The sequence below is a fragment of the Helcobacillus massiliensis genome (assembly GCF_033106145.1).
GTDB lineage: Bacteria > Actinomycetota > Actinomycetes > Actinomycetales > Dermabacteraceae > Helcobacillus > Helcobacillus massiliensis.
In genome coordinates this window covers 1,722,068-1,745,571 of record NZ_CP136959.1, presented here as the reverse complement: position 1 = coordinate 1,745,571, position 23,504 = coordinate 1,722,068, and the positions used below count along the sequence as shown (strand labels likewise).

Sequence of the window (23,504 nt, the reverse complement as noted above, 5' to 3'; positions counted from 1 at the left end):
ATTCTGGCAGGCTTTCATCCGTGCCGCCTACGATGGCGGGCATGAGTTCTGACAATGACCTGAAGCTGTCCGCACCGAAGCCGGAGCTGGGCGGCAATCTGCTCGGCCCCGAGCCCACTCTGCTGCCCGAGGACGGCCCCGATGAGGCCGTGTCGCAGGCGTTCGGTGAGGGCCGTGACCTGCGCGCCATTGCGGCGGAGCACCCCACGTCATCGCTCGCGTGGGCGATGCTGGCGGACGAGTCGATGCTCGACGGTGATGTGGTCGCCGCCTACGCCTTCGCCCGGGTGGGCTACCATCGTGGGCTCGATGCGCTGCGCCGCGCTGGGTGGCGGGGGCAGGGCCCGGTGCCGGCGGACCATGCCCCGAACCGCGGGTTCCTGCAGTGCCTGGTGATCCTCGGCCGCGCCGCCGAGATGATCGGTGAGGACGATGAAGTGGCCCGCATCAACGACTTCATCCGTGACTGCGACCCGAGCCTGGTGGCTCCTGCGGAGGGCGGCTGCTGCGGCGGCGCCTGCTGCTCCTGACCGCTGCCTGCGCGGCGTCCCTGCCGCCTGACCCTGTGCCGACGGCCGTTCACCCTGTGGGGTGGGCGGCCGTTCGTCGTCCCGGCGGGCCGACGGATGCCGGGCCATGATGGTTGCGTTCCTATCTAGATAGGTTTCATACTGAGTGGGTGAACGAATCCGTCCGCCCCTCGAAGCGGGCAGCAGAGCCCGCAGCTCCCGCAGCCCCTGCCGCACCGGGCGCCGCGGTGCCCCCCGTGGTCCCGCAGGCCTGGGCGCGCGCCGTCATGCCCACCGCGATCCTCGCGTGCCTCACCGCCGAGGACCTCCACGGGTACGCCCTCGCGCTGCGGCTGGACGAGCGGGGTCTCGGCAAGCCGAAGGGCGGTTCGCTCTACCCCGTCCTCGCCCGCCTGGAGGCCGACGGGTGCATCACCGCCACCTGGGTCGACGGCGACGCCGGCCCCGGCCGCAAGCAGTACGCCATCACCGCGGCAGGCCGCGACCGGCTCGCCGATGAGCGCGCCGCCTGGACCGCGGTCCGATCCGCCATCGCCCCGCACAGCACAGGGCAGGACAGCGATCAGCACGAAGGAGAGGACTCATGAGCACCAGTGGCGACGACCGCAGCCCCGAGGGCGCCGGGTGGGCCGCACGCGCCGAATTCGCCCTCGTCATGCGCCACGAAGCGGACGCTGATGCCGCTGACGCGGCGATTCAGCGAGCCCTGCGCGACATCAACGGCTCCGGCCAGAGCGCTGACGACGCCCTCGGCGATCCCGACGAGTGGGCGGACGCCCAAGCAGCGCAGTGGCGGGAGGACGCCGCCCCCGTGTTCGAAGCCGGCCCCACCGTGGACCTGCGCACCTTCCTCATCGGCGTCCCCGCCGGTGCGACCGTGCTGTCCGTCCTCTTCTTCGTGGTGGAGCTGATCCAGGACGGACTGCGCATGCAGCACTCCCTGATGTCGGTGCTGTTCCCCTTCCTGCTGTCCGTGCTCATGCTCATCCTCATCGCCGTGTACGAACGGATCGAAGCGAGGGCCGGGATGCTGATCGCGGGCGCGGTCTGCGTGGTGCTGGGCCTCGCAGGCGCGAGTCTCATCGCCCTGGCCGCCGCGTTCGGCAACATCGGCTTCGGTGAGGCCTCCACTTTCTGGGGCCTGGCGCTGGTCGCCGGATACGCCCTGCTCACCGCGGTGGTCTCCGCCGTTGTGCTCACCCTCATCCCTGCGCCGGAGAGCCGATCCGCGGCAGCGGCGCCCGTCGGCCCCCTCAGCGATGCCGATTGGGAGAAGCGCTTCCTCGCCGCTGCCCGCCGGCGCCGCTCCGTGCGGGAGGCGCAGCGCACGCAGGCGCTCGCGGAGGCCCGCACCCACGTTGCCGAGACCGGGGCATCGATGCAGGAGGAGTTCGGCAGTCCGGAGGGCTACGCGCAGCGTCTGATCGAAGAGCCCGGCCTCGCGAAGCGGCGCACATCCCTGATCCGGTTCATCGCGCTGCTCGGCATCGGCGGGGTCCTCATCTCCACGGCGTTCAGCGACGGTTCCCCGTCGGTGGGGGAGTGGGGCTTCATCGGACTGTGGGTGCTGCTGGTGGTGCTGGGCGTCGGGGAGCAGATCCGTCACCGTCGGGAGGCTCGTGAGGGAAAGGACAAGGGAGCGACCGGTAGACTGCAGGAGTGAGCGGGGCTCGCAGCACAGTGCCGGTGCACGTGCAGCGGTCGGCCCCGCCGTTTCGTGTGTGCGTTAGGAGTTCTCATGCCCGCCATTGTGATCGTCGGAGCCCAGTGGGGCGACGAAGGAAAGGGCAAGGCCACCGACCTGCTCGGTGAGCGCGTCGACTACGTCGTCAAACCCAACGGCGGCAACAACGCCGGCCACACCGTGGTGGTGGGCGGTGAGAAGTTCGAGCTGAAGCTCCTGCCCGCCGGCATCCTCTCCGAGAACGCCACCCCCGTCATCGGCAACGGCGTGGTGGTCAACCTCGAAGCGCTCTTCGAGGAGATCGACGCCCTCCAGTCCCGCGGCGTGGACACCTCCCGCCTGCGCATCAGCGCCAACGCCCACATCGTGGCGCCCTACCACCAGACCATCGACAAGGTCAGCGAACGGTTCCTCGGCAAGCGCGCCATCGGCACCACCGGCCGCGGCATCGGCCCCACCTACATGGACAAAGTGGGGCGCCTCGGCATCCGCGTGCAGGACCTGTTCGACGCCTCGATCCTCCGCCAGAAGGTCGAAGGCGCCCTTCACCAGAAGAACGAACTGCTGGTGAAGCTGTTCAACCGCCGCGCGGTGGACGCCGATGAGATCACCGAGCAGCTGCTGAGCTACGCCGAGCGCCTGCGTCCCATGGTCGTGGACACCACCATCATGCTCAACGACGCCCTCGACAAGGGCGAGGTGGTGCTGATGGAGGGCGGCCAGGCCACGTACCTGGACGTCGACCACGGCACCTACCCGTTCGTGACGTCCTCGAACCCGACCTCCGGCGGCGCCTGCGTCGGCTCCGGAGTGGGCCCCACCCGCGTGGACCGCGTCATCGGCATCGTCAAGGCGTACACCACCCGCGTGGGCGCCGGCCCGTTCCCCACTGAACTGTTCGATGAGTGGGGTGAGTTCCTTCAGACCACCGGCGGTGAGGTGGGCGTCAACACCGGTCGCCCCCGCCGCTGCGGCTGGTACGACTCCCTCATGATCCGCCACGCCGTCCGCATCAACGGCTTCACCGACATCGTCCTCACCAAGCTCGACGTCCTCACCGGCATCGAGGAGATCCCCCTGTGCATCGGCTACGAGGTCGACGGGGAGGTCCACCACGACATGCCGATGACCCAGACTGAGTTCCACCACGCCCAGCCCGTGTACGAGACGATGCCGGGCTGGACTGAGGACATCACCGGCGCCCTCACCTTCGAGGACCTGCCCCAGAACGCGCAGAACTACGTCAAGCGCCTCGAAGAGCTCGCCGGCTGCCGCATCTCCGCCATCGGTGTGGGGCCCGGCCGCGAAGCCACCATCCAGGTGCACCCGCTGCTGCCGGAACCCGTCGGCGAAGGGAGCTGAGTGGCACCCCCTCGCCCCATCCCCATCGACACCGGCACAGCCGCCCTGCGCAGCTGGCTGACCGAGCGCGAGAATGCGACCCGCACCGATCGCGCCACCGCGGTCCGCTTCACCCTGCAGGTCCTCGCCGAGGAGCACCCCGGCCGGTCGGTCGAGCTGCGCGTCCCGCCGTTCGGCGCCGTCCAGCTGATCGCCGGCACCACCCACACCCGCGGCACCCCGCCGGCCGTGGTGGAGATGCCTGCCGAGACCTGGCTGCGCCTCGCCACCGGGGAGCTGTCCTGGGCCGACGGATGCGCGCCCGGCGGGGGCATCACCGCATCCGGTGAGCGCTCGAACCTCGCCGACGTCCTGCCCGTCCCGATCGCCCGCCGCACCGCCCGCGCCCACGCTGCTGACACCGGCGCCGCCGACGCAGGCCGCACCGATGCCGGCGCCGCCGACGCGGCGGGGGAGGGGCCCCGATGACCGACCCGCTCGCCGATGCCCTCGACCACACGCCCGAGCGCGCCCGCGTGCAGTTGGAGATCGCCGTCCAGGACCTGCCCGGCCTCGTGGTCGCCGCCCACGGCGGCGCCGACCGCGTGGAGCTCTGCGTGGACCTGGAGGCCGACGGGCTCACCCCGCCGATCGACCTGACCCGCGCCGCTGTCGCCCTCGCCGACGACCTGGTCGCCTCCCGCGACGCCCGGCCCCTCTTCGGCGTGCACGTGCTCGTGCGCTCGCGGCCCGGCTCGTTCGTCTACAGCGCCGACGAGATCGAGCAGATGCGCGCCCAGGCCGTTGAGGCGGTCCGGGCCGGGGCGCACGGCATCGTCATCGGCGCCCTCACCGGCAGTGCCGAGCCGGCGCTCGACATGGACGCCCTCGCCATCTGGCGCGACGCGGCGCTCGCCGAAGCACAGGCCCAGGGCCGCAGCCTGCAGCTCACCTGCCACCGCGCCATCGACCGCCTCACGGACGCGGCCCGCATCGCCGCCGTCACCGACCTGTTCGCTGCCGGCTTCCACCGCATCCTCACCTCCGGCGGCGCCGACCGCGCCCCCGACGGGGCCGACTGCCTGCGCGCCATGGTGGAGCAGGCCGAGGACCTGATCGACATCCAGGCCGGCGCCGGCATCCGCGCCGCAACCACCCGCGACCTGCTGCAGGCCACCGGAGTGCCCGCCGTGCACCTGTCCGCCCGCGGCACCGAACCACAGGAACTGACCGACGTGCCGGCAGCGCTGCGCGCACTGCTGAAGGCCGACGGACGCAGCGCAACCGCGCCCACCACCCTGACCGACCCCGCGCAGGTGCGCGCCATCGCCGACCTGCTCGACCTCTGAGTGCCGCAGCCACAGCTGCTGAGCGTCCACCATCAGACAGAAGAAGGATCCATGAACTCCCACGCCGCTGACACCCCCGACAACCGCCCCACCGAGCAGCAGCCCCACACCGCCGAGGACGGCACGATCGACCACGGCGGCGACGTCATCCTCGTGCGCCGCGGCCGCCGCCTCAACCTCGGCGGCGCCGTGGTCATCGCCCTGCTCATCGGCGCCCTCGTCGGCCTCGTCTGGGGACTCATCGCCCGCGTGGACTCCCTCAACACCCTGATGCTCGGCGTGCTCAACGGCGCCCTGTTCATCGGCGGCGCCCTCGCCCTCGTCGCCGTCATCATCGACATGATCATGGACAAGCGCACCCAGCGCGGCAGCGCCGAACCCCGCAGGGCCGGCACCCGTCGGCCCTGAATGACCACCGCGTGCGCCCGTCATGCATAATGGATGGGTGAAACGCGGTGATGGACAGCTCTCGCACGACCTTCTGCCCGGTGATCGGCGCCCCCAGGACGAATGCGGGGTCTTCGGAGTATTCGCCCCCGGCGAGGACGTCTCGACTCTGACCTACTTCGGTCTCTACGCCCTGCAGCACCGAGGCCAGGAGTCAGCAGGAATCGCCACCTCCACCGGTGAGCAGATCCTCGTCTACAAGGACATGGGGCTCGTCTCCCAAGTGTTCGACGACGGCACCCTGAAGTCCCTCACCGGCCATATTGCGATCGGCCACACCCGCTACGCCACCACCGGCGCTTCCGAATGGGTCAACGCCCAGCCCACCCTCGGGCCCCGCCCGAACGGCACGGTCGCCCTCGCCCACAACGGCAACCTCGTCAACACCGGCGAACTGGTCCGCCTGCTCGAAGAGCACCAGGCCGGCGCCAAGGCCATCGGAGAGATCTCCAAGGGCAACACCACCGACACCGCCGTCGTCACCGCCCTGCTCAACCGCCCCGGCACGATGCATCAGGCGATCCGCGAAGTCATGCCGATGATCCGCGGCGCCTACTGCTTCGTGATGATGACCGAGGACTCCCTGTTCGCCTGCCGCGACCCCCAGGGTGTGCGGCCGCTCGTCCTCGGGCGCCTCGAGCGCGGCTGGGTCGTCGCCTCCGAAACGGCAGCGCTGGACATCGTCGGCGCCAGCTTCGTGCGCGAAGTGCGCCCCGGCGAAATGATCTGGATCAACGCGCAGGGCCTGCACAGCGAACAGGTGATGGAGCCGAAGCCCAAGGGGTGCGTGTTCGAATACGTGTACCTCGCCCGCCCCGACACCCGCATCGCCGGCCGCTCCGTCAACGAATCCCGCATCGAAATGGGCCGCCAGCTCGCCCGCGAGCACAAGGTCGATGCGGACCTCGTCATCCCCACCCCGGAGTCCGGCACCCCCGCGGCTATCGGCTACGCGCAGGAGTCCGGCATCCCCTACGGCCAGGGCATGGTGAAGAACGCCTACGTGGGCCGCACCTTCATCCAGCCCACGCAGACGCTCCGCCAGCTCGGCATCCGCCTCAAGCTCAACCCGCTGAAGGAGATGATCGACGGCAAGCGCCTCGTGGTCATCGACGACTCCATCGTGCGCGGCAACACCCAGCGCGCCGTGGTGCGCATGCTGCGCGAGGCCGGCGCCACCGAGGTGCACGTGCGGATCTCCGCGCCGCCCGTGCGCTGGCCCTGCTACTACGGCATCGACTTCGCGTCCCGTGCCGAACTGATCGCCAACGGACTCGACACCGAGGACATCGCCCGCTCCATCGGCGCCGACTCCCTCGGCTACATCAGCTACGACGGCATGATCGCCGCCACCGAACAGCCGCGCGAGACCCTGTGCTCCGCATGCTTCACCGGTGACTATCCCATCCCGCTGCCCGAGGCGCTCTCCACCGACCGCGAGCAGCTCGACATCACGGAGGCAGAGACCGGATCATGAACGACAGCGTCACCTACGCCAGCGCCGGCGTCGACATCCACGCGGGCGACCGCGCCGTTGAGCTCATGAAGAGCGCCATCGCCAAGACCCACGGCGACACCGTCCTCGGCGGCGTCGGCGGCTTCGCCGGCCTGGTGGACGTCAGCGAGCTCAAGGACTACCGCCGCCCCCTCCTTGCCTCCTCGACCGACGGGGTCGGCACCAAGCTCGCCATCGCCCAGGGCCTCGACATCCACGACACCATCGGCCGCGACCTCGTCGCCATGGTCGTGGACGACATCGTCGTCTCCGGCGCCAAGCCCCTGGCGATGACCGACTACATCGCCTGCGGAAAAGTGGTCCCCGAGAAGATCGCCGACATCGTCCGCGGCGTCGCCGAAGGCTGCCAGCTCGCCCAGACCCCGCTGGTGGGCGGCGAAACCGCCGAGCACCCCGGTGTGATGGCCGAGGACGACTACGACGTCGCCGGCGCCGCCGTCGGTGTGGTCGAAGCCGACCAGATGCTCAGCGCCGACCGGGTCCAGGCCGGTGACGTGGTCATCGGCATGGACGCCTCCGGTCTCCACTCCAACGGCTACTCCCTGGTCCGCGCCGTCGTCGCCAGCGCCGGGAAGAAGTTCGAGGACCACATCGACGACTTCGGCCGCACCCTCGGTGAGGAGCTGCTGGAGCCCACCCGCATCTACTCCGCGGACATGCTTGCGCTGCTCGCCGAGCTCGGCTGCGAGAAGCTGCACGCCCTCAGCCACATCACCGGCGGTGGCCTCGCGGCGAACGTGGCGCGCGTGATCCCGACGGACCTCTCGGTGCGGATCGACCGCTCCAGCTGGGCGCCCGCCCCGGTGTTCCACCAGGTGCAGGCGTGGGGCCGGGTGCCGCTGCTGGACCTGGAAGCGACCCTCAACATGGGCCTCGGCATGGTCGCCGTCGTCTCCGCTGACGCTGCTGATGACGCCCTCGCCTGCCTGCAGCGCCTCGGTGTCGGCTCCCGCGTGGTCGGTGAGGTCATGGCCGCATCCGACCTGCCCGGCACCTCCACCGAGAGCGATTCACTCACCCAGGGCGCGAAGGGCGTCGACGGGGGAGCGGTGCTGATCACCGGGGACTACGCCTCCCAGTGACGGCCAGCCCCTCGGCGGTGACGGCGGCTGCACCCGCCTCGGTGAGGGTGCGGCGCCGCAGCGAGTGGGTGCTTAAGACGATGACGGGCGGATTCCCATCCGCCCGTCAGCACCTGGTTCGGTGACTGCGTCATCGTCGAGTGGCTGTGCGCTCACTCGTCGGAGTACTTCTCAGCCCACTGTTCGGGATACTCGTCATCGTCGTCATCACTCCATGACGACTGGGACTGCTGACCGGACAGCTCGCGCTGCAGCGCGGAGAAGTCGGTTTCCGGGCTGTAGTACTTGAGGTCCCGAGCAATCTTGGCCTGCTTGGCTTTCTGACGGCCACAACCCATAGGTAAGACCCCCTGTGCGTCGACGAATCGGGCTGCTGCCCCCGGGAATTGATAGTTACACTCACCAAGGGTACCCCGTGGTACCTGGATACGCGTAATCACCGTGACAGGAAGCTGGGAGTCAGCCGGACGATCGCCGATCACCAGGGCGCCATTGTGTGAGCTGCGTCATCCGATCCGGGGGCCTCCGATCACGGTTTAGTTACGGAATCGCCTTCACGGCATCTTCGCAAAGAAAAATTTTCAGTTCTGACCTGGGTTTACGATAGAACTGAGACAAAACCAATGGTCAGGCGCCTTCCACGGTGTCCTAGAGTTGGACATGTCGGACCGTGCGACCCATGGTTCGGCTCGTTCCCATCCCCCCGTGGTGAACGACCCACACAATAACGGAGGTGCTGAGCCATGCCGCATACCCAGGAGGGCGTGGACGGACTGCTGACCCCATCAGAGGTGGCGAAGCTGTTCCGCGTTGATCCCAAGACTGTCACGCGGTGGGCGCAGGCCGGCAAGCTGTCGGCCATTCGCACGCTCGGTGGTCACCGGCGCTACCGCCGCGGCGAGGTGGAAGCTCTGCTGCGCGACCAGGCCGGCTGAACCGCGCGCTGAACGCGCCGTCATCGAAGCCGCACACGGATCACCATCGGATGATCTGCTGTGCGGCTTCGTCATTCGCGGGCAGGGCCCGCACCCGTCGGCAGCAGCAGAGCGCCGACAGCCGCCGGGAACAGCGTCTGCGTGATCGTCATCAGCAGGACCGCCGCGGCGGCCCCGGAGGCGTCGGTACCCAGGGCCACGAGGACCCCGGTCATGCCGGTCTCCACCACGCCGAGTCCGCTCGGGGTCAGCGGCACGAGGGTCAGCAGACGGCCCAGAGCGAACACCGCCGCGGCCTCCAGCACCGTCACGTCCAGACCGAACGCACTCGTGCACAGCGCCGCGAACGCCGCCGCCTGCAGGATGCGGGCCAGCAGCGGCAGCCACACCGCGGCGCCGCCGCCGGCGCGGGCGATCCGCAGGGACTCATCGTGCATCGCGGCCCCGTCGGCCGTGAAGTCCACGGAGCTGCGCCCGAACCCCTCGGAGAAGCCCTGTTCAATGCCCTGGGCGCGCTTCAGCAGCGCCGCGACGACCCGTCGGTTCACAGCCAGTGCGCCCACCGCGGCCAGCAGGACCAGCCCCAGCACCGCCCCGACGGCGAGGGCCGCGGCCGTGCCGCCGGTGATGCGGGCGGAGGTCGCGAGCAGTGCCGCACCGATCACGGGCAGCGCGATCGAGGTGAGGATGTCCGCGGCGGAGGCCACCGCGGTGCCCGCCGCAATCACCGAGCGGCGCAGGCCCGCGGTGCGCATGCGGGTGACGATCAGCGTCACCGCCAGGGTCGAGCCCAGCGGCACCACAGCGGACAGAGCGCCGGCGGCCGTGTTCGTGCGCAGCGCCGGCCCGAACGCGACGCCGGGGAAGCATCGGCAGAACCCTGCGGTGTCGATCAGAGCCGCCAGAGCCGCCACCACCAGCAGCGCGCCCACCCACAGAGGGCTGGTGGAGGTCAGGGACGACAGGATCTCGGGCCAGCCGGAGCGCGCGGCGCGGGGGATCAGGACGAGCACGATCAGCGCCGTCAGCGCGAGGGACAGCACGGCGACGACGACCCTCCACAGCGGGGGTCGAGCAGTGACATCGGGCTCAGTCATCGTGGTCATTCTTGCACGCGCCGCACCCGAGACTTTAAATGTCGCACCCCCTCAGTACAGTGGGAGCCATGGCTACAGTCACCACCATTCTCGTTCTGCTCCACGTCATCTGCTGGGCCGCCGCGTTCGGCATCTGGGTCGCCGCGGCGAAGACCCGCCAGCCCAACCCGGGCATGGCGCACGCCTCCGCCGGCGCCGCCGTGTTCGGCGCTCTCGCCATGGTCACCGCGGTCATGGCCGGCATGCAGGTGGACCACATGATCCTCGGCATCAAGCTGCTGATCGCGGTCCTCGTGGCCGTTGCCGCGTTCATCGCCATCAAGCAGCGTGAGAACACCAGCAGCGCCCTCTGGTTCGCCATCCCGGTGGGCCTCGTGATCAACATGATCCTCGGCGTCGCGTTCCTCTGACATGTCGCTGTTCGACGACTTCTCGCTGCCCGAATCCTTCCGCCGCCTGGAAGGGGTGAAGGCCGACGGGGATCGGGACAACCCCGAGACCCCGTCGGATGCCCCTGCCTCCGCGGGTGACTCGTTCGCTCCGGAGGAGGACTCGTTCCCGCCGGAGGACGCGTTTCCGCCGGAGAGCGAGCACTGGGGCTTCAGCGAAGCGCCGTCGGACTCCGATCTCCCTCCGGACGAGGCGTTCCCGCCCGAAGGCGATCCGGTGATGCCGCCCGAGATCGATATCGCGCCGATTCCCGATGACGTTCCGGAGCGGCAGCTGCACCGAGGTGCGCCCGCCTGGGGTGCCGCCGATGCGGGCGCTGTCGAGGAGATCGTGGCCGGTCTCAACGAGCCGCAGCGCCTGGCCGTGGAGCACCGCGGGTCCCCGCTGCTGATCGTGGCCGGCGCCGGCTCCGGCAAGACCCGCGTCCTCACCCGGCGCATTGCGCACCTGCTGCGCACCGGCACCGCCCTGCCCGGGGAGATCCTCGCGATCACCTTCACCAACAAGGCCGCCGCCGAGATGAAGGAGCGCGTGGAGGCGCTGATCGGCCCGGCCGGCCGGTCCATGTGGGTGTCCACGTTCCACTCCGCCTGCGTGCGGATCCTGCGCCGCGAAGCACAGGCCGCGGGTCTGAAGTCCACGTTCACGATCTATGACTCGCAGGACTCCCTGCGCCTGATCACGAACATCGCCAAGGACATGGGCCTGGACTCCAAGAAGATGCCGCCGCGCCCGTTCGCGAACAAGATCTCCTCGCTGAAGAACGAGCTGATCACCGCCGAACAGTTCGCGGAGGAGGCGAAGGACTCCCGCAACGAGTTCGACCGCACCATCGCCTCGATCTACACCACCTACACCGAGCGCCTCCGCCTGGCGAACGCGGTCGACTTCGATGACCTGATCGGCCTCACCGTCGCGGTTCTGCGCGACAACCCGGGAGTGCGCGACAACTACCGCCGGCGCTTCCGCCACGTCATGGTGGACGAATACCAGGACACCAACCACGCCCAGTACGAACTGGTGCGACAGCTCGTGGGCGATGACCCGCACGCCGACCTCACCGTGGTGGGCGACTCCGATCAGTCCATCTATGCGTTCCGCGGCGCCACCATCCGGAACATCATCGAGTTCGAAGAGGACTTCCCGACCGCGCGCACCATCGTGCTGGAGCAGAACTATCGGTCCACGCAGACCATCCTCTCCGCCGCGAACTCCGTGATCAGCGAGAACACCGGCCGCCGCGCCAAGCGCCTGTGGACCGACCAGGGCGACGGCCCCAAGATCACCGTGTACGTCGCCGATGACGAAGCCGCCGAAGCCCGCTACATCACCCGCCAGATCGACTCCCTCATCGACGACGGCCGCAAGGCCGGCGACATCGCGATCTTCTACCGCGCCAACGCCCAGTCCCGCGCCCTCGAGGATCAGCTGATGCGCGTCGGCCTGCCGTACAAGGTCATCGGCGGCACCCGCTTCTACGAGCGCCGCGAAATCAAGGACGCCATCGCCTACCTGCGGGTCCTGTCCAACCCGGCCGACGAGATCAACCTCCGCCGCATCCTCAACGTCCCCAAGCGCGGCATCGGCGACCGCGCCGAAGGCGCCGTCCTCGCCTTCGCCGAACAGGAGCGCATCGCGTTCAGCGAAGCCCTCGACCGGGCCGACGAAGCCCCCGGCATCGCCACCCGCTCCCTCTCCGCCATCCGGAAGTTCACGGCCATGATGGCGGGGCTGCGGGACAAGCTCGCGCAGGGGGAGGGGCCCGCCGACCTCCTCGAATCGATCCTCGCCGACTCCGGGTACGACGACGCCCTGCGCTCCTCCACCGACCCGCAGGACGAGTCCCGCCTGGAGAACCTCGCCGAACTGATCGCCGTGGCCGGCGAGTTCGAAGCCGACCAGGCCGCCGCCGAAGCCGCCGCCTCCGAATTCGACGGCGACGACGACACCGGCACCGCGGGCGACGGCACCGGAGGCGAGGGCGCGGCGGGTGCCGGCACCGATGCGGACGGCACGACCGCCGGGCCGGACGACCCGGCGGGCGGCATGGTCGAACAGTTCCTCGAGAAGGTGTCACTGGTCGCCGACGCCGACCAGATCCCCGACGGTGAGGACCAGTTCGTCACCCTCATGACGCTGCACACCGCGAAGGGACTCGAGTTCCCCGTCGTCTTCCTCACCGGCATGGAGGACGGCACCTTCCCGCACTCCCGCACCCTCCACGACCCCACCGAACTGGAGGAGGAGCGCCGCCTCGCCTACGTCGGCATCACTCGTGCACGCGAGCGGCTGTTCATCACCCGCGCCCAGATGCGCGCCGCCTGGGGCCAGCCCCAGTTCTTCCCCGCCTCCCGCTTCCTCGACGAAGTGCCCGAGGACCTCCTCGACGTGGTCCGCGCCGGCTCCACCACCGGCGGCTTCAGCGGCGGCTGGGGCGGCTCCTCCTGGAGCGACGACTGGGACAGCACGGGCAGCACGGGATCCGGCTACGGCTCCGCAGGGGCGAAGCGCGGCCCCTCCGTCACCGGCGTCGGCGTCGGCGGAGGGCGCCGCAGCGTGTCCCGCCCCTCGTTCGGAACCGGGCGGGCGGCGAAGAAGGCCAGCGAGCTGCCCGCGCTCGCTGTCGGCGACCGCGTCACCCACGACTCCTTCGGCATGGGCACCGTCTCCGAGGTCACCGGCCAGGGCGAGAAGACCCAGGTCACCGTGCAGTTCCGCGACCCGCACGGCACCAAGCGCCTGCTGCTGCGATACGCCCCCATCACGAAGCTCTGACACTCCCAGCGGGGGACCTTGTGCCTCAAACGGGGCGCCGCACCGCCCCTACTCTGGGGGAGCGGCCACCCCTCCGGCCGCCCCCGCTGAGAAAAGGAGCAGATGCGTGCGAATCGGCGTCCCCAACGAAGCGGCGGAAGGCGGCACACTCGTCGCCGCCACCCCCGCCACCGTCAAGAAACTCATCGGCCTCGGCTACGAGGTCGCCGTCCAGACCAGAGCCGGCGTCCCCGCCGCCTTCCCCGACACCGCCTACACCGACGCAGGCGCCCACATCGTCGGCGACGACGTCTGGACCAGCGACATCGTCCTCGCCCTCGACGCACCCCGCGGTGACCGCATCACCGCCATGGCGCCCGGATCCACCCTCATCACCCGCATGGCGCCCGGCCGCAGCCCCGAACTGATCGACCTGCTCGCCGAACGCAACATCACCGGCCTCGCCGTCGACGCCGTCCCGCGCATCTCCCGCGCCCAGTCGATGGACGTCCTCAGCTCCATGGCCAACATCGCCGGATACCGCGCCGTCGTCGAAGCAGCCTCCCGCTTCGGCCGCCTCTTCACCGGCCAGATCACCGCCGCCGGCCAGATGCCGCCCGCCACCGTGTACGTCATCGGCGCCGGTGTCGCCGGCCTCGCAGCCATCGGCACCGCCAACTCCATGGGCGCCATCGTCAAAGCCACCGACCTCCGGCCCGAAACCGCCGAACAGGTCGAATCCATGGGCGCCGAATTCGTCGCCATCCCCGCCGCCACCGAGAAATCAGCCGACGGGTACGCGAAGGAGATGACCGAGGACCAGGCCCGCGCCGCCGCGAAGCTCTACGCCGAACAGTCCACGCAGGCCGACATCGTCATCACCACCGCCAACATCCCCGGACGCACCGCGCCCATCCTGCTGACCGCAGCCGATGTCGCCGCCATGAAGCCCGGCTCCGTCATCGTCGACATGGCCGCAGCCAACGGCGGCAACTGCGAACTCACCCGGCCCGGCGAAATCCACACCACCGACGGCGGCGTCCACATCATCGGCTACACCGACCTCGCCAGCCGCCTGCCCGGCCAGTCCTCCCAGCTGTACGGCCAGAACCTGGTGAACCTCCTCGCCCTCACCACCCCCGGCAAGGACGGGCAGCTCACCCTCGACCTCGAGGACGAGATCGTCCGCTCCATCACCGTCACCCAGGCGCGCCCGGAACCCGTCGGCCCCGCCGACGTCCTCTGGCCACCGCCCCCGGTGACCGTGTCCGCCGCGCCGGTCACGGCGCCCACCCCCGAACCGGAACCCGTGGACGAGCAGGCCCTCGCCGCCGAAGCGTCCCGCAAGCGCACCCTGCAGCGCCTCTGGATGAGTGCCGCCGGCATCCTCGGCGCCGCGCTCGTGCTCGCCTCCCCGCTCGCGGTCGCGCAGGACTACATGGTGCTGCTGCTCGCCGTGGTCGTCGGCTTCTACGTCATCACCGCGGTCACGCACTCCCTGCACACGCCGCTGATGAGTGAGACCAACGCCGTCTCCGGCATCGTCCTGGTCGGTGCGATCCTCCAGGTCGGGTCCTCGAACATCGCCGTCACGATCCTCGCCTTCCTCGCGATCGTCGTGGCATCCATCAACATCTTCGGCGGCTTCGCGGTCACCCACCGCATGCTCGCCATGTTCCGAACGGAGGCCTGAGCATGGACACCACCCTGCAGCTCATCGAGTGGACCGGACGGCTCACCAACCTTGCGTACCTCGCCTCCGCGATCCTGTTCATCCTCGCGCTCGCCGGCCTGTCGAAGCAGACCACCGCGCAGCGCGGCAACACCTTCGGCGCCATCGGCATGGTCATCGCCCTGGTCGCCACCATCGCCCGCGCCCTCGTGCAGTCCCACGTGGACCCGGCGAACTTCCACGGCCCCCTCGTCACCTTCATGCTCATCGCCCTCGCCATGGGCATCGGCGCCGCCATCGGACTGCCGATGGCGAAGAAGGTCGAGATGACCGGGATGCCGCAGCTGATCGCGATGCTGCACTCATTCGTGGGTGCAGCCGCCGTCCTCATCGGCCTGAACTCGTTCCTGCACCCGCACGGCGTCACAGCCGACCTCGCCCGCTTCCACCTCGCCGAAGTGTTCCTCGGCATCTTCATCGGCGCGATCACCCTCACCGGCTCGATCGTGGCGTACCTGAAGCTGTCCGCGAAGATGAAGGGCGCGCCCCTGGTGCTGCCCGGCCGCCACCTGCTGAACCTCGCGGCGCTGATCCTCACCCTCGTGCTCGGGGTCGTGTTCGTCGCCACCGGCGGAACCGGCGTGCTCGCCTGGATCTCGCTGATGCTGATGCTCGTCATCGCGCTGTGGCTCGGCTTCCACATGGTCGCCGCGATCGGCGGCGGTGATATGCCGGTGGTCGTCTCCATGCTGAACTCGTACTCCGGCTGGGCGGCCGCAGCGGCCGGCTTCATGCTCGGCAATGAACTGCTGATCATCGTCGGCGCCCTCGTCGGCTCCTCCGGTGCGTACCTGTCGTACATCATGTGCAAGGCGATGAACCGGTCGTTCATCTCCGTGATCCTCGGCGGCTTCGGCTCCGACGGCGGTGCCGCCTCCGGCGCCGACCGCGACTACGGTGCCCACACCGAAACCACCGCCGCGGAGGTCGCGCAGCTGCTCGCCGGATCCGAACACGTGGTCATCACCCCCGGCTACGGCATGGCGGTGGCGCAGGCGCAGTACCCGGTCGCGTCGCTCACCAAGAAGCTGCGCGAACGCGGCGTGGACGTCACCTTCGGCATCCACCCGGTGGCGGGCCGCCTGCCCGGCCACATGAACGTGCTGCTCGCCGAAGCGAAGGTCCCCTACGACATCGTCCACGAAATGGACGACATCAACGACGACTTCGACTCCGTCGACACCGTCCTCGTGATCGGCGCGAACGACACCGTCAACCCGATCGCCGAAGAGCCCGGGTCGCCGATCGCCGGCATGCCGGTGCTGAAGGTGTGGGACGCGAAGAAGGTCATCGTGTTCAAACGGTCCATGGGCGCCGGATACGCGGGCATGCAGAACCCCCTGTTCTTCAACGAGAACTCGGACATGCTGCTCGGTGACGCGAAGGACTCCGTGGAGGCCATCAGCGCGGCACTGTGACCCGGGCCGTTCGGGCGCGGGCATCCCGGCGCTGACGGGCCAGCACCCCCTGCGGGGCGTCGACTCAGGTGAGCGGCGCCCCGCAGCCCTGTTCGGACAGGGGGCAGGTGCGGCAGCCGCCCGTCGGGCAGCTCGCCTGCGACAGGGTCCGGTCCACCCGGCCCATGCGCTCCAGGTGGCCGAGGGCGGCGTCGACGGTGCCGGCGTCCAGACCGGTCATCCGCTGCACGGCCTCCGCTGTCCCGGCGCCGGCGTCGACGGCGTCAGCGACGAGGGACAGCGGGCCCCGTCGGCCCCCGGCGGCGCTGCCGCGGCGAGTGCGGGGCATACTGAGCCGGACCGCGGCCATCACAGCACCCGCGACAGGATCTGGAACACCGTGACGGCCAGTGCCCACGCGATCGAAAGCTGCAGGGCGATGCCGAACAGGGTCCAGCCCCAGCCGATCTCCCGCTTCTGCGCCGCGAGGGTCGCCACGCACGGGGTGTAGGCGAGGGTGAAGATCATGAACGCCCAGATCGCGGCCGTGGTGTGCCCACCGCTGGTGGTCTCGAACGTGTGGTGGATGGCGCGGCCGAGCTGGCTGCGGCCCTGCTGCTCAGCGTCCTGGGCCGACGGGTCCTCCAGCGCGTAGGTCTGCGCCCAGCTGGAGATCACCGCTTCCTTCGCCACGAAGCCGGTGACGAGGGCGCCGCTGGTGCGCCAGTCATCGAACCCGGCCGGGGCGAACACCGGGGTGATCACCTCGGCGCTCGCGGCGTACAGCGAATCCTGCGGAGCCACGGTGCCGAAGCGGCCGTCGGCCCCTGGAGCCGGGGTGGCCTGGAGCAGGAACACGAGGGTCACGCACGTCACGATGATGCCGGCGGCGGTCTGCAGGAACGCCCGCAGCTTCACCCACGTCACCGAGGCGATGATGCGCGGCACCGGCGCCTGGTACGGCGGCAGGTCCAGCACGAGGGGGCTGGACCCCATGGTGCGCCACAGGGTGGTGCGCAGCAGCAGACCCACCACGATCACGAGCGCCACCGAGATGACGTACATCGCGAACACGACGGTGCCGGCGCGGTCGGGGAAGAACGTGGAGGCGAGCATGACGTACACCGTCAGCCGCGCGGAGCAGGACGTGAACGGGATCAGCAGGCTGGTGAGGATGCGCTGCTTCGCGTCCGGCAGCACGCGGGTCGCGGCGATCGCGGGCACGTTGCAGCCGAAGCCGACCAGCAGCGGCAGGAACGCTTTGCCGGGCAGGCCGATGGCGCGCATGGCGCGGTCGGAGACGACAGCGGCGCGGGCCATGTACCCGGAGTCCTCCAGCAGCGCGAGCAGCAGGAACATGATCGCCATCAGCGGCACGAACGTCAACAGGGCGCCCACGCCGGCGATGAGGCCGTCCACGAGGAACCCGGTCACCACTGGGTGGTCGATGTGCAGCGCTGCGAGCAGCCAGCGCGCGCCGTCGGAGACGGGGCCGGAGACGAGCTGATCCAGCCCGTCCTGCAGCGGCGCGGCGATCGTGGTGGTCAGTTCGAACACGCCCCACATGACCGCGAGGAACAGCAGCGGGCCGAGGATCGGGTGGAGGGCGACCGAATCGATGCGGGAGGTGAGCGCGACCGGCGCGTTCGCGGCGCGCACCGTGGAGGCCTCGACCGCGGCGTCGATCCACGCGAAGCGCTCGTCGGCGAGGGCGAACTCGTCGGCCTCTCCGGTGGGCAGGTCCCGCTCGCGCGGCGCTGCCTGGTCGGCGTGCTCGAGGGCGCGGCCGACGGCGTCCTCCAGCTCGTCGAGCCCGGTGCCCTTGCGGGGGTCGATCGCGACGACGGCGCAGCCCAGGTGCTTCTCCAGGGCGGTGGTGTCCACGCGGATGCCGCGGCGGCGCGCCACATCCAGCATCGTCAGCGCGACCACCACCGGGTAGGGGTGCTCGCGCACCTGGGCGGCGATGTAGAGGGAGCGGGTGAGGGCGGTGGCGTCGGCGACGACGAGGACAGCGTCGGGCCGCTCCTGGATCGGGGCGTCGATCAGCAGGTCACGGGTGAGCTCCTCATCGGGGGACTGCGGGTCCAGGGAGTAGGCGCCGGGGAAGTCGATCGCATCGAAGGGGCCGCGCGTGGTGGGCCAGGCGCCGCGGCCGATCTCCACTGAGGTGCCGGGCCAGTTGCCCATGGTGCGCTTCGACCCGGTGAGGGTGTTGAACAGGGTGGATTTGCCGACGTTCGGGGCGCCGACGAACGCCACCACCGGTGAGAGCGCCGGGGCGGTGCGGGTGGAGGATTCGCCGTGGCAGGACGGAGCGGCGGGGGAGACGCGGGCCATCAGGCGGCGTGGGCGGATTCAGCGGCCGCGAGGGCGCGGCAGGTGCGCCGGTCCAGCGCGATGCGGGTGGACGCGACTTCGATGACGCGGCCGCCGCCGACTGTTCTCTGCACGACCCGCAGACGCGACCCGGGCCGCAGCCCCATCTCACCCAGGCGCAGACGCAGCCCGGGATCGGGGTGGGCCGCGGCGAGGACGAGCTCGCAGAAGAGGGGTGCGCTCAGCAGAGTCGAATCGGTCATGGCCTGAGGTTAGGCTCCCCTCACCCGCTGAGCAAGGCTCTGCGCAACCTCAAAGGAGCAGAATCCCGAAACCCGAGGTGACCATCGATGTGATCCGGGACTGACGTCCTCACTCCGCGAGCGCCGCTGCCACGATCGGCTCCAGAGCCGCCGGGTCGGTGAAGTCCTTCGTCTGCCCCCAGAACTGCAGCGTTTCACGATCGTCCTCGGTGCGAGCCGACTCCGGCTTGGACATCAGATAGGTCTTCAGCGCGAGCATTTTGGTGCGGTGCTTCAGCGACAGGCGCGGATGGTCGATGCCGCCGCGCAGGTGGAACGCGGTGGCGCGCGGGGCGATATCGGCCGGGATCGCCTTCTCGTGCAGCTTCCGGATCGTCTCGGTCTGGGTCGGCGACGCCCACGCGACGGTGGCGAACAGGGCGCGCGCGTCGGGGCGGGCGCGCACAGCGTCGGCGAAGGCGCCCATCCCCTGCACGCTGCCGCCGTAGTTGCCGCCGAGGCCGATGATGACGTCGAGGATGCCCTCCGCACCGGCGAGGAGGCCGACGGGGTCCTCTGCGGCACCGGCGTCGATCAGTCGGACGGTGCAGCCCGTCGCCTGCAGCTGCTCGGTCAGCCAGTCGGCGTAGCGGCGGGTGTGGCCGTAGCAGGAGGCGAACAGGATCGCGACGCTGCGGTCGTCGCCTCGGTCTGCGCTTCTGCTGGGGGTCATGGGGGCTCCTTCGGTGCGGTCACTGGGTGACGGTGATGAGGGCGCGGGCTCCGCGCTCCATGTCGGCGAACGCGTGGTTGACGGCGGTGTAGGTGCCGGGCTCACGGAACACCATCTCCACGAACCCGCCCTGGGCTGAGGAGAGGTCAAGCGCCTGCGCGCCGCCGCCGTTCGGGTTGTCGGGCCGCAACAGGTACTCGCCCTCCTTGAACACGGTGTCGAACACGGCGCCGACCACATGGAACGACAGGCTGCGGGTGGGGCCGGCGGCGAGCACCCAGATGCGGATGCGTTCGCCGACCTTCGCGGTGAGCGGCTCATGCACGTACTGGGTGGCGTGGCCGTTGAACACGGTGAAATCGGGCCGCTCGGCGTGGATCTTGTCCGCGCTGATGGCGTGTGCGCCCGTGCCGGACTTCTCGGTGGGGGAGAGGTAGTGGTCGGACTGGACGAGGACGTATTCGCGGTCCGCGGCTGCGATCCCGCGCGGCGGCACGATGACGGCGCCGAACATGCCGCCGGACAGGTGGTGGGTCATCGGCATGGTGGAGCAGTGGTACAGCCATATCCCCGCGTGGTCCGTGGTCAGTGGGTAGTGGAGGGAGGCCCCCGGCTTGATCCCCTGCATGTAGACGCTGGGGGAGACGGTGCCGGCGTGGAAGTCCATGGAGTGCTCCATGGCGCCGCGGTTCGTCACGGTGACGGCGATCTCCTGACCGAGGTCGGCGCGGATCACCGGCCCCATCACGGTGCCGTTGAACGGCATCGCCTGCATCATGACACCGGGCGCGATCTCGAGCTCCTTCTCACCGGCGGTGATCTCCAGGGCGGGGCCGACGGGTTCCGGCATCCGCGGGTCCCGGGCCGTGACCGATGGGACCTCACCGAAGTCGGCGGTGACTCGGGCCAGCGGATCGGCTCCGGCATCGCCCGGCTCGGCGCCGTGGTGACTGTGTCCTTCGGTGCGGGAGTCACTGCTGCTCTCGGTGCCGCTCGGTGCGCCGTCGGCGACGATCTGCAGCTCCATCCCCATGGACCGGTGGCCCACGATCGAGCACCAACCGGTGATGCTCCGGTCGATCACACCGGCCTTCAGGGTGGCCCTCTGCCCGGCGCTGATGCGGCCGGACGCGGCGCCGGTGTCGAGGACGAGGTCGTGGATCTGGGTGGGGTCGTCGTTGATGACGGTGATGACGAGCTCATCGCCCGCGGGCACGGTGATGCGGTCCGGGTCGAACCGCATCGTGTCCTTCGCACGGACCGTGACGGAGGTGGTCCGGCCCGTCGGGAGCACCGCAGCCGTCCCATCGCCGGTGCCCGCGCCCGGGGAGCTGCCCGACCCGCTTGCTGCGCTTCCGGTGGCGGCCGGGTCGGCGGCCCGGCCCATCGCCGACAGCCCCAGCACGCTCGCCACGGCGAGCACCGCGCCCGTCAGGTGGCGGCGGTTCAGGTTCGTCGCGGCGGAATCCGTCGGGCGTGCAGCCTCCGTCGGCCGCCCCGCTTCCGCCAGCCGCACTGCCTCCGCCGGCCGCCCCGCCTGAGCCAGCTGCCCCGTCTGCGTCGGCGGCGCTGCGGGCATCCCGAGGTCTGCGCGCTGCTGGAGGCGCTCGCGGACACTCACCCGCACCATCCGCTTCATCAGCACGATGAACGAAGCGAGCACCAGCAGTGCCAGCAGCGACACGAGGATCCGCGAGACGGACCCGAACTGCTCCGGTGCTCCCGTGCCGAACGTCAGGCCGAGGAACAGGGCGCGGGGGAGAAGCGCGTCGGACTCCGACAGCGCGAACAGGGCGATGGCCAGGTTCAGCGCCACCACCCGGAACACGGCGAGGCGGCTCATCTCCGCCAGGCCCGCCTGCACCGCGCGCGGCCCGCCGCCCATGATGGTGGGCATCAGGAAGCTCATAGCTCCCAGCAGCAGCTGCAGGCCGAAGCCGACCACGAACGGCACCGTCAGCGCCTTCACCGTGGACGCCAGCAGCGAGAAGTTCAACGGGGAGGCGGCTGCTTCGCCCACGGGGGCGCCCGTGTGACTGATCCACATCACCAGCAGCGCCACCAGCGTCCCGGCGAACCAGACGATGCCCGCACCCATCGACAGCGCCGGGAACAGCGGCACCTCCGCCGCATGCTTCTGCCGTGCCGACTGCACCGCCAGGCGCGCCAGCTCGGATGCGATCACCAGGAACCCGATCACGTACAGCACGAGCCCCGCCGCACCCATCAGCACGTTGTTCATCAGCGCGCCGCCGACCGCGATCAGCAGTCCGACCAGCATCACGATCAGCATCGCGGAGGTGCGCTGCGCCCGCTCGAGCCGCATCCGGGTGCGCAGGATCGTGGGCCACAGGGTGAACAGGGTGGCGCACGCAGTCAGGCCGAGGAAGCCGAGGATGTTCACCAGCTGGTGCGCGAGCAGCACCCGGCCCTGCCACGGCTCACCGGGGGAGAACGCGAGGACCGCGCCGAGAGCCGCCCCGATCGGCAGCAGCATCGCGGCGGTGGCGTAGGTGCGGATGACGAACGCGAACCGGGGCGCGACCGCGGCCCGGATCTGCTGGATGAGGAAGCCCGCCCACCACAGCACGGTGGCGCTCACCCCGACCGCGCCGAGCACGGTCACGACCGGCAGATCGGCGACCATGCCGATCATCGTCACGGCGATCATCCCGGTATGGATCCACAGGCGCCGCACCTGGGTGGGTCGGGACTCCTCCGCCAGGCGGGTCTTCAGGAGCGCCTCGGTGAAGTGCTGGCCCCACAGCATGATCGAGGTGGTGACGAGGCCCAGCGTCACCATGTGCACCAGCAGCCACCGGTACTGCGGGATGACCGGGTGGACCCCGACGGAGATCAGCAGCGCCGCCATCCACCAGATGATCGGCCTCGAGGCCTGTCGATGCCACGAGGCGCGGCGCTTCGGTCGGGCGCCGGGAGAGCTGGGCGGGGAGCCGAGGGAGGGGACGCGCGCTGAAGCCATAGTGGCCTCAGGCTACGCGCGGTCACGCGGGCAGGGGAGGGCTCAGGTCCCGGTCATCGGCGACGGCCGCGAGACCGCTGCGCGTCCGTCTCCTCCTCGATCGGCTCCTCCTCCGGCTTCCAGATCGTGAAGAGGGTCCAGCCCATGCGCACCACCACGAGGGCGAGCGCCACGATCACCACGGCCTGCCACGGGATCGGCGCCACGCGGGAGATCACGGCCCACAGCACGAACACGGCCAGTGCCATCAGCAGGGCATCGCGCACCCCGTTCTTCAGCCGGGTGCCCACGTTGGCGCGGCGGTAGTGGTTCTGTGCGGCGACCGCGGTGGCGGCAGCGGTGCGGCGGGCGTTCGCGCGGGAGGCCCGGGTGGACTTGTCGGCGGTGCGGGCGGCGGCGCGGGCGTGCAGACGGGCGTCGTCCACCCCGCGGCGCAGCGACTCCTTTGCGGCGGGCGCCTGCTTCTGTGCAGTGCGCTGCGCAGCCTTCGCGTAGGTCTTCCAGTCGGCCACGGAGCCTCCTCGGTCAGGAACGGGTGGATGGCGGGGGCGCGTCGGCCGGCCCCCGGTGGTGGGCAGCGGTCAGTCGCGGAAGCGGATGTCGGTGCCGCGCTGGTCGTCCACGCCGCGGCGGGGCGGTCCCGGCCGACGGCTGCGGCGGTTCATCAGCGCGTTCAGCCCCACATTGAGGACCACCGTCAGCACAAGCGACAGGATCAGGGAGGAGAACGTGCTGCGCACACCCACCAGGCGCAGGACCAGGAACAGTGCGAGCACCACGCCCAGCGGGAACAGCAGGCTCGAGCCGCATCCGCCGCGGCGCGAGCTGCCGGAGTAGAAGAACATGCCCCCATGATGCCGCATCGCCCTGGACCCCATCGCCCTGGACCGCGGCACCGCCGTGCCCGGGTGTT

The 23,504-nt window shown here is 70.3% G+C and carries 23 protein-coding genes; 14 read left to right on the top strand and 9 right to left on the bottom strand.

Features of this window, described 5'->3' with window-relative positions:
- The first annotated feature begins 41 nt into the window (after window positions 1-41).
- From R3I40_RS08110 to purM, 9 genes are all read left to right on the top strand, one after another.
- Window positions 42-530 (top strand): DUF3151 domain-containing protein, encoded by a 489-nt coding sequence (locus R3I40_RS08110; RefSeq protein WP_183375832.1) that lies wholly within the window; start codon window positions 42-44, stop codon window positions 528-530.
- A gap of 149 nt (window positions 531-679) precedes the next feature.
- Window positions 680-1,117 (top strand): PadR family transcriptional regulator, encoded by a 438-nt coding sequence (locus tag R3I40_RS08105; RefSeq protein ID WP_239373698.1) that lies wholly within the window; start codon window positions 680-682, stop codon window positions 1,115-1,117.
- The gene (locus R3I40_RS08100; RefSeq protein WP_285261789.1) at window positions 1,114-2,193 is read left to right on the top strand and encodes a hypothetical protein; all 1,080 of its coding nucleotides are present in this window, start codon (window positions 1,114-1,116) and stop codon (window positions 2,191-2,193) included. The genes R3I40_RS08105 and R3I40_RS08100 overlap by 4 nt, the downstream gene beginning before the upstream one ends.
- Window positions 2,194-2,268: 75 nt before the next feature.
- Window positions 2,269-3,576 (top strand): adenylosuccinate synthase, encoded by a 1,308-nt coding sequence (locus tag R3I40_RS08095; protein ID WP_183375829.1) that lies wholly within the window; start codon window positions 2,269-2,271, stop codon window positions 3,574-3,576.
- Window positions 3,577-4,044 (top strand): sterol carrier family protein, encoded by a 468-nt coding sequence (locus tag R3I40_RS08090; RefSeq protein WP_183375827.1) that lies wholly within the window; start codon window positions 3,577-3,579, stop codon window positions 4,042-4,044.
- Window positions 4,041-4,904 (top strand): copper homeostasis protein CutC, encoded by an 864-nt coding sequence (locus R3I40_RS08085; protein ID WP_285261790.1) that lies wholly within the window; start codon window positions 4,041-4,043, stop codon window positions 4,902-4,904. The genes R3I40_RS08090 and R3I40_RS08085 overlap by 4 nt, the downstream gene beginning before the upstream one ends.
- 51 nt (window positions 4,905-4,955) lie before the next feature.
- Window positions 4,956-5,312 carry a hypothetical protein gene (locus R3I40_RS08080; RefSeq protein WP_285261791.1) on the top strand — a complete coding sequence of 119 codons (357 nt, stop codon included), beginning with the start codon at window positions 4,956-4,958 and terminating at the stop codon, window positions 5,310-5,312.
- A 37-nt stretch (window positions 5,313-5,349) separates the two neighbouring features.
- Window positions 5,350-6,828, top strand: coding sequence for an amidophosphoribosyltransferase (gene purF / locus R3I40_RS08075; RefSeq protein ID WP_285261792.1), 1,479 nt, complete (start codon window positions 5,350-5,352; stop codon window positions 6,826-6,828).
- Window positions 6,825-7,949: a phosphoribosylformylglycinamidine cyclo-ligase gene (gene purM / locus R3I40_RS08070; protein WP_239373688.1), complete on the top strand. Its 1,125-nt coding sequence runs from the start codon at window positions 6,825-6,827 to the stop codon at window positions 7,947-7,949. The genes purF and purM overlap by 4 nt, the downstream gene beginning before the upstream one ends.
- Window positions 7,950-8,101: 152 nt before the next feature.
- On the opposite strand, the gene R3I40_RS08065 is transcribed toward purM, so the two are convergent.
- Window positions 8,102-8,287, bottom strand: a complete 186-nt coding sequence (locus R3I40_RS08065; protein ID WP_317699943.1) for a DUF3073 domain-containing protein — start codon at window positions 8,285-8,287, stop codon at window positions 8,102-8,104.
- Between the two features lie 405 nt (window positions 8,288-8,692).
- Between R3I40_RS08065 and R3I40_RS08060 the strand changes: the two genes are divergently transcribed.
- On the top strand, window positions 8,693-8,884 hold the full coding sequence (locus tag R3I40_RS08060; protein ID WP_239373686.1) for a BldC family transcriptional regulator: 192 nt from the start codon (window positions 8,693-8,695) through the stop codon (window positions 8,882-8,884).
- A gap of 71 nt (window positions 8,885-8,955) precedes the next feature.
- Here the strand turns inward: R3I40_RS08060 and R3I40_RS08055 are convergent, their stop codons facing one another.
- The gene (locus R3I40_RS08055) at window positions 8,956-9,981 is read right to left on the bottom strand and encodes a flippase-like domain-containing protein (RefSeq protein WP_285261793.1); all 1,026 of its coding nucleotides are present in this window, start codon (window positions 9,979-9,981) and stop codon (window positions 8,956-8,958) included.
- A gap of 68 nt (window positions 9,982-10,049) precedes the next feature.
- On the opposite strand from R3I40_RS08055, the gene R3I40_RS08050 reads away from it, so the two are divergent.
- The 4 genes from R3I40_RS08050 to pntB all read left to right on the top strand — a co-directional run bounded on the left by R3I40_RS08050 (window position 10,050) and on the right by pntB (window position 16,335).
- Window positions 10,050-10,391 carry a hypothetical protein gene (locus tag R3I40_RS08050; RefSeq protein WP_183375811.1) on the top strand — a complete coding sequence of 114 codons (342 nt, stop codon included), beginning with the start codon at window positions 10,050-10,052 and terminating at the stop codon, window positions 10,389-10,391.
- 1 nt (window position 10,392) lies between these two features.
- The gene (locus R3I40_RS08045; protein WP_183375809.1) at window positions 10,393-13,206 is read left to right on the top strand and encodes an ATP-dependent helicase; all 2,814 of its coding nucleotides are present in this window, start codon (window positions 10,393-10,395) and stop codon (window positions 13,204-13,206) included.
- A gap of 106 nt (window positions 13,207-13,312) precedes the next feature.
- Window positions 13,313-14,878, top strand: a complete 1,566-nt coding sequence (locus R3I40_RS08040) for a Re/Si-specific NAD(P)(+) transhydrogenase subunit alpha (RefSeq protein ID WP_183375807.1) — start codon at window positions 13,313-13,315, stop codon at window positions 14,876-14,878.
- A gap of 2 nt (window positions 14,879-14,880) precedes the next feature.
- Window positions 14,881-16,335 carry a Re/Si-specific NAD(P)(+) transhydrogenase subunit beta gene (gene pntB / locus R3I40_RS08035; protein ID WP_285261794.1) on the top strand — a complete coding sequence of 485 codons (1,455 nt, stop codon included), beginning with the start codon at window positions 14,881-14,883 and terminating at the stop codon, window positions 16,333-16,335.
- A 64-nt stretch (window positions 16,336-16,399) separates the two neighbouring features.
- Here the strand turns inward: pntB and R3I40_RS08030 are convergent, their stop codons facing one another.
- From R3I40_RS08030 to R3I40_RS08000, 7 genes are all read right to left on the bottom strand, one after another.
- On the bottom strand, window positions 16,400-16,663 hold the full coding sequence (locus tag R3I40_RS08030) for a FeoC-like transcriptional regulator (protein WP_183375803.1): 264 nt from the start codon (window positions 16,661-16,663) through the stop codon (window positions 16,400-16,402).
- Window positions 16,664-16,683: 20 nt separating this feature from the next.
- Entirely contained in the window at window positions 16,684-18,654 is a 1,971-nt protein-coding gene (gene feoB, locus R3I40_RS08025) for a ferrous iron transport protein B (protein ID WP_285261795.1), read from the bottom strand.
- Window positions 18,654-18,896 carry a FeoA family protein gene (locus R3I40_RS08020; RefSeq protein WP_183375799.1) on the bottom strand — a complete coding sequence of 81 codons (243 nt, stop codon included), beginning with the start codon at window positions 18,894-18,896 and terminating at the stop codon, window positions 18,654-18,656. The genes feoB and R3I40_RS08020 overlap by 1 nt, the downstream gene beginning before the upstream one ends.
- A gap of 109 nt (window positions 18,897-19,005) precedes the next feature.
- The gene (locus tag R3I40_RS08015; protein ID WP_285261796.1) at window positions 19,006-19,608 is read right to left on the bottom strand and encodes a flavodoxin domain-containing protein; all 603 of its coding nucleotides are present in this window, start codon (window positions 19,606-19,608) and stop codon (window positions 19,006-19,008) included.
- A 19-nt stretch (window positions 19,609-19,627) separates the two neighbouring features.
- Window positions 19,628-22,591: a multicopper oxidase domain-containing protein gene (locus R3I40_RS08010; protein WP_239373675.1), complete on the bottom strand. Its 2,964-nt coding sequence runs from the start codon at window positions 22,589-22,591 to the stop codon at window positions 19,628-19,630.
- Window positions 22,592-22,644: 53 nt separating this feature from the next.
- Complete coding sequence (locus tag R3I40_RS08005) at window positions 22,645-23,103, bottom strand: hypothetical protein (protein WP_239373673.1); 459 nt, start codon at window positions 23,101-23,103, stop codon at window positions 22,645-22,647.
- Window positions 23,104-23,172: 69 nt separating this feature from the next.
- The gene (locus tag R3I40_RS08000) at window positions 23,173-23,436 is read right to left on the bottom strand and encodes a hypothetical protein (protein WP_239373671.1); all 264 of its coding nucleotides are present in this window, start codon (window positions 23,434-23,436) and stop codon (window positions 23,173-23,175) included.
- Window positions 23,437-23,504 lie beyond the last annotated feature (68 nt).

Coding starts and splice junctions, on each gene's coding strand:
- R3I40_RS08095 (WP_183375829.1), top strand. CDS start 2,269: ATGCCCGCCATTGTGATCGTCGGAGCCCAGTGGGGCGACGAAGGAAAG.
- R3I40_RS08065 (WP_317699943.1), bottom strand. CDS start 8,287: ATGGGTTGTGGCCGTCAGAAAGCCAAGCAGGCCAAGATTGCTCGGGAC.
- feoB (WP_285261795.1), bottom strand. CDS start 18,654: ATGGCCCGCGTCTCCCCCGCCGCTCCGTCCTGCCACGGCGAATCCTCC.
- R3I40_RS08045 (WP_183375809.1), top strand. CDS start 10,393: ATGTCGCTGTTCGACGACTTCTCGCTGCCCGAATCCTTCCGCCGCCTG.
- R3I40_RS08060 (WP_239373686.1), top strand. CDS start 8,693: ATGCCGCATACCCAGGAGGGCGTGGACGGACTGCTGACCCCATCAGAG.
- pntB (WP_285261794.1), top strand. CDS start 14,881: ATGGACACCACCCTGCAGCTCATCGAGTGGACCGGACGGCTCACCAAC.
- R3I40_RS08050 (WP_183375811.1), top strand. CDS start 10,050: ATGGCTACAGTCACCACCATTCTCGTTCTGCTCCACGTCATCTGCTGG.
- R3I40_RS08010 (WP_239373675.1), bottom strand. CDS start 22,591: ATGGCTTCAGCGCGCGTCCCCTCCCTCGGCTCCCCGCCCAGCTCTCCC.
- R3I40_RS08030 (WP_183375803.1), bottom strand. CDS start 16,663: ATGCCCCGCACTCGCCGCGGCAGCGCCGCCGGGGGCCGACGGGGCCCG.
- purM (WP_239373688.1), top strand. CDS start 6,825: ATGAACGACAGCGTCACCTACGCCAGCGCCGGCGTCGACATCCACGCG.
- R3I40_RS08000 (WP_239373671.1), bottom strand. CDS start 23,436: ATGTTCTTCTACTCCGGCAGCTCGCGCCGCGGCGGATGCGGCTCGAGC.
- R3I40_RS08080 (WP_285261791.1), top strand. CDS start 4,956: ATGAACTCCCACGCCGCTGACACCCCCGACAACCGCCCCACCGAGCAG.
- R3I40_RS08020 (WP_183375799.1), bottom strand. CDS start 18,896: ATGACCGATTCGACTCTGCTGAGCGCACCCCTCTTCTGCGAGCTCGTC.
- R3I40_RS08085 (WP_285261790.1), top strand. CDS start 4,041: ATGACCGACCCGCTCGCCGATGCCCTCGACCACACGCCCGAGCGCGCC.
- R3I40_RS08110 (WP_183375832.1), top strand. CDS start 42: ATGAGTTCTGACAATGACCTGAAGCTGTCCGCACCGAAGCCGGAGCTG.
- R3I40_RS08100 (WP_285261789.1), top strand. CDS start 1,114: ATGAGCACCAGTGGCGACGACCGCAGCCCCGAGGGCGCCGGGTGGGCC.
- R3I40_RS08015 (WP_285261796.1), bottom strand. CDS start 19,608: ATGACCCCCAGCAGAAGCGCAGACCGAGGCGACGACCGCAGCGTCGCG.
- R3I40_RS08055 (WP_285261793.1), bottom strand. CDS start 9,981: ATGACTGAGCCCGATGTCACTGCTCGACCCCCGCTGTGGAGGGTCGTC.